The following is a 4549-nucleotide window of genomic DNA, read 5'->3' as shown; positions in this document are numbered from 1 at the left end:
CATTGGTCATTAGTCATTGGTCATTAGTCATTGGTCATTAGTCATTGGTCATTAGTCATTGGTCATTAGTCATTAGTCATTAGCCCTTGGTCATTAGCCCTTGGTGATTTGTCATCAGGAAAAATAATTAATCCGTGCATTCATGTCATGCTGTCGCCAGTCATTAATGCTTTTTTATTTGTTAGCGATCGGTGATTTTTTGTCTATAATCATTGGTTTGCTATCATTCTCGACTCCAGGCACCGAGCCGACTGATGACTAAGGACTAAGGACTAATGACTGATGACTAAGGACTAATGACTGATGACTGATGACTCATGACTGATGACTAATGACCCTGAAAACTCGTCAATACCAAAGCAACTTCTTGAGCGGCGAGGTGAACTGTTGTGAGTTCGTCGGGGCGCAGGGAACAAGGTTGTTTCCACTGCATGGAAATCAGGGCGATCGATCGACCTTTGTGAATCACTGGGATGCTCAGGTGAGCTTGAATGCCGGATTTCTGATAGTGTGGCAAACTCGCTAGGTTGGTGTCGAGCGCAATATTCACAGCACCCTGAATAGTTTGAGAGGTAATTGCTTCTCGAACCAGAGGATCATCTGCCAGCCAATTTTCGACAGTTGCACCAGTGGTGTGACTGCCTTGGAGTGGCCTTAAAACATTTCCTTCCACCAGTTGCAAAATGCAAGAGTCCGCCAAAAAATTATCACTTATAGCAGTAGCAATTGGATCTAAAATTGCTTCCAAACTCGGATAATCCCCAGCCGTTTGCATGATTGTTGCTAACAGTTGTATTTGATTTTGGGCGCGATCCAATTCCTCAGTCCGCTGCTTAAGAATTTCATAAGTCTCGGCCGCCTTTTGCACCACCATTTTCAGTTCGTTCGGGTCCCAAGGCTTGGTGATATACTTGTAAACCTGTCCTGAGTTAATCGCATCCACCAAGTCTTCAATGTCCGTAAAACCAGTCAAGATAATTCTGACCGTATTCGGAAACTGGGGTACGGTTTTGCTCAAAAACTCCGTCCCCTTCATTTCGGGCATCCGCTGGTCGGAAATGATGACGGCGACCTCGCCTTCGATGCCGAGGACTTCCAAGGCGCGAATTCCGCTCTCAGCTTTGAGAACGTTAAAATCTCGTCGGAAAGTGCGGTAGAGTAAATCCAGATTGTCTGGTTCGTCGTCTACTACCAGCATTTTGGGCTTTTTCGGTCTGTGTAGGGTCATGAGCTGGCGTTTAATTTGATCTAGCTCTGAAATGGCATTATCCATAACAATACGATAAACTCCCCTTCTTGACACTCCCCACGCATAGAATGCGGGGGATTCTTCTCTCACAGGCTCGACTCTAGACCGATATTACTATCGATCCCCGATAGAACGCCTCCAGAAGCTGTTTTACTCACGAGCTGCCCGACCGCAAGGATACCTCTGTCTCTAATTACTTGTGCTGCTGCTGTATCGCGATCAGTGGTGTACCCGCACGACTGACAACTATGGATTCTGACATCCAAGGTTTTCTTACCAGTATGGGTTCCACATTGGGGGCAAATTTGACTCGTATAGTTTTTATCAACACGAGCAAAATACACCCCGCGCTTCCAACACACATGAGACAGAATCGAGAAGAATTGACTATAGGCTGCATCGAGAGTATGTTTACCGAACATCCCCTTTGCCCAAGCCTTAAAATTGATATCCTCAACGAATATCATTCCTGCTTGGTCACATAACCTATGAGCTAATTTATAGTGCCAATCCTTTCTGGCATCACTGATTTTTTGATAAATTCTAGCAATCTTTTTCTGGAGATTAAGCCAATTATTAGACCCTTTTCTTTGATGCTTTAATCTTCGCTGCAGTGATTTCAACTCGCGGTGAAGTGCCTGAAAAAATCTCGGTCTGTTGACTAATTCTCCATCTGAAGTTGCGAGGTATTTGTCAAGCCCAATATCTACCCCTAATGGATGTCCTGACGGTGGGCGAGCGGGCAGGTTGACTGCTAACTGGTAGGTCAGCATGACAAAATATCCTGATGCCCTTTTAACTACTCTAATTTGCTTGAGTAGAAAACCCTCTGGTGTGGGTCTAGACATTTTCATCCTTACCCACCCAATCTTAGGCAGGTTAACCTTTCCATTCTCCACTGCTGCATCCTTAACAGCCGGGAAAACAAACGAGCGCATCCGTTTTTTGAAGCGAGGAAACCCATGCCCTCTATCCCACATTGCCACAAATGCCGACTCTAAAGCCTTTAAAGTTTGCTGCAATACTTGCGAATGAGGGGTCTTTAATTCGGGACAATGCTTCTTAGCTTCTGCCAAACCTTTGCACTGACTAGCATAGGTTGGTCTAGGAGTATCCGGTGAGATAATATACTCACCAACTATCGAACAAGCATTAACAGAAGACTTACGAGAATTCACCCAATCTTTCCGTTCTCGCAAGGCATAGTTATAAACCTGACGACAAACAGACAACCAAATCTCAAATATTTGAACTTGAGATTTGGTTGGACGTAGTTTGTACTCGTGAGTTACTGTTAGCATGATATAATCATATCATGCTTTTAGAAATCAACCAGGATTTTTCTAAGACTGTAGGCGGCCGCATCCGCTGCCGAGTTCATCCCCACGCCTGAAGTCGGGGGCTTTCCTCTCGTTTTCCGGTAACAATAGTCTCATAACTCACTTACTATTAATCTATCGCTCTGCCGCGACACGAGCCTTGCCGGTATCCAATAACACATAACTTAGCGCTAGTTTTTGATTCAATTATGACTGATACACCGCAAGATTCCTCCCCTCCTGCATCTGCACCCTCCACCAATGCTGTGGATGCCGAAAAGTTAATTCGATCGCTCCGCCGAAAAGAAGGCACTTGGGTAGAGTGGGGACAAGCCTGCACTGCACTGCTAAAAGCTGGCTACAACTCTCAAAGGATTTTTGAAGAAACTGGTTTTGAGCCAATTCAGCAAAATCAAGTCAGCGTCGCAGCCCAAGTCTACACCAGCATGGTAAATGCTGGGGCTTCAGAGGAAGTTCGATCGCACTTTTTGGGCAAAGGTAGTGATATCTTATACGAGTTTCGAATTCTCTCTCAAGTAGAGCGGGCCGGGGCGGCTGCTTTGATGCTAACCCACAATTTGGATGTTGACGATGCTCGCCAAGTTGCTAAAGCGATCAAGGAGTTTTCGCACTTCGGGAGTCTCCCCCAAGGGTTCACAGACACTCCCGGCGATGCTATGGCTTACCAATGCTGGCAATTAGCGAGACAGAAAAGCGATTTGCAAGAGCGATCGCGCTTAATTGCTCGCGGTTTAAAATTAGCTAGCAGCCAAACCGCTAGGGCGCAAATCGAGCAGTTGCTGGTTGATTTTACCGTAGTTCCGAGACGGGAAGCGCCCCGCTTGCCAGTCTACCGGCTCGATACCGAGGAACAATTGCCGCGCGTTGTCCCGGTTGTAGGCAAATTGCCGCTTTCTACCAGAGATTTGCTGGCAGTGCCTTTACCGGAGGAAATCGAGCCGTTCCGAATGGTAAAATTTTCCGGAGCGGGAGCTTGGGTGGCGATTCCCGGATGGCAGGTAATTTTGAACGCTGAAGATCCGGTGGCGGTTTTGGGAATGAGCGATAAATTGCCGGTACCGCTGCAAGGCAAAGTAGAAGAAGTTTTGATTATTGCCGATCGAGCCCAAAGACAGTGGGATGCTGAGAGTTATTTCCTAGCCGATAACGCTGGCAATTTAGAATTGTACTGGTTTGAACAATCCCCGGATATTCCTATTTTGGGGCGAGTTGTTCTGGTGATGCGTCCCAAAAAGATTGTGGATGAAGACTATACCAAAGATGGATGGCAAATTGATGATTAGTCAGTTGTTAGTTGTTAGTTGGCAGTCATTCGTAGGGTGCGTCGCGAGCGAAAATCCTAAACAAAGATCCAAAATCTCATCGCGACGCACCTTATATTATTTGCGATATACCATTTGCGATTGGCGATTTTCAATTGGGAATGATATCAAGTGCGATCGATCGTAATATTTGGGCGCTTGGTGCGTCGTTACCAGATATTCGATTTGCTCCCAATATCGTCTGAAAGCGACACACCCTACCAACTTCTTCCTCGATCGTATTAAGTGCGATCGTAATATTTCGGTACTTGGTGCGTCGCTACCAGATATTCGATTTGCTCCAAATATGGTCTGCAAGCGACACACCCTACCAACTGATGAGTGGCCAAACGGGTCAGTGGCGGCACGTCGCAATTCATTTTTCCCTACAGGGGAATTGAAACTTAAATTGTCCTGAAAGAGGTGTCGCATTCCCGGAGAGTGAATCAGTAGAGTCGCTATTCACTTTTCCCTGCAAGGGGATTGAAACCAAAAAGGAGATATACATGGAATTAGTTGAATGTGGAAAATTCGATCCTGGCAATAAATATTCTGCATGGTATGCTGCTTACGAAGGTCAATATCCAGGGTAAACGCATCTTAACTGGAACCCAAAATATGCTACAGTTAAATCCGACTAAATTTCAATGTAGTTTGTT

General features: G+C 45.7%; 4 protein-coding genes. 1 reads left to right on the top strand and 3 read right to left on the bottom strand.

Annotated elements, in window-relative coordinates; all coding sequences use genetic code 11:
• Window positions 1-328: 328 nt before the first annotated feature.
• Together QUA16_RS35785 and QUA16_RS35780 are read right to left on the bottom strand one after the other, a co-directional pair.
• Window positions 329-1273, bottom strand: a complete 945-nt coding sequence (locus QUA16_RS35785) for a response regulator (protein WP_333109504.1) — start codon at window positions 1271-1273, stop codon at window positions 329-331.
• Window positions 1274-1335: 62 nt separating this feature from the next.
• Window positions 1336-2550: a transposase gene (locus QUA16_RS35780; RefSeq protein ID WP_333109506.1), complete on the bottom strand. Its 1215-nt coding sequence runs from the start codon at window positions 2548-2550 to the stop codon at window positions 1336-1338.
• Between the two features lie 227 nt (window positions 2551-2777).
• Between QUA16_RS35780 and QUA16_RS35775 the strand changes: the two genes are divergently transcribed.
• On the top strand, window positions 2778-3872 hold the full coding sequence (locus tag QUA16_RS35775) for a RuBisCO accumulation factor 1 (protein ID WP_333109507.1): 1095 nt from the start codon (window positions 2778-2780) through the stop codon (window positions 3870-3872).
• 96 nt (window positions 3873-3968) lie between these two features.
• Here the strand turns inward: QUA16_RS35775 and QUA16_RS35770 are convergent, their stop codons facing one another.
• Window positions 3969-4322, bottom strand: coding sequence for a hypothetical protein (locus QUA16_RS35770; RefSeq protein ID WP_333109509.1), 354 nt, complete (start codon window positions 4320-4322; stop codon window positions 3969-3971).
• Window positions 4323-4549: the final 227 nt, after the last annotated feature.

This window comes from Microcoleus sp. S13_C3 (genome assembly GCF_036700905.1).
GTDB lineage: Bacteria > Cyanobacteriota > Cyanobacteriia > Cyanobacteriales > Microcoleaceae > Microcoleus.
Note: the sequence above shows the minus strand (reverse complement) of the source record. Positions and strands in the feature narration are given on the sequence as shown.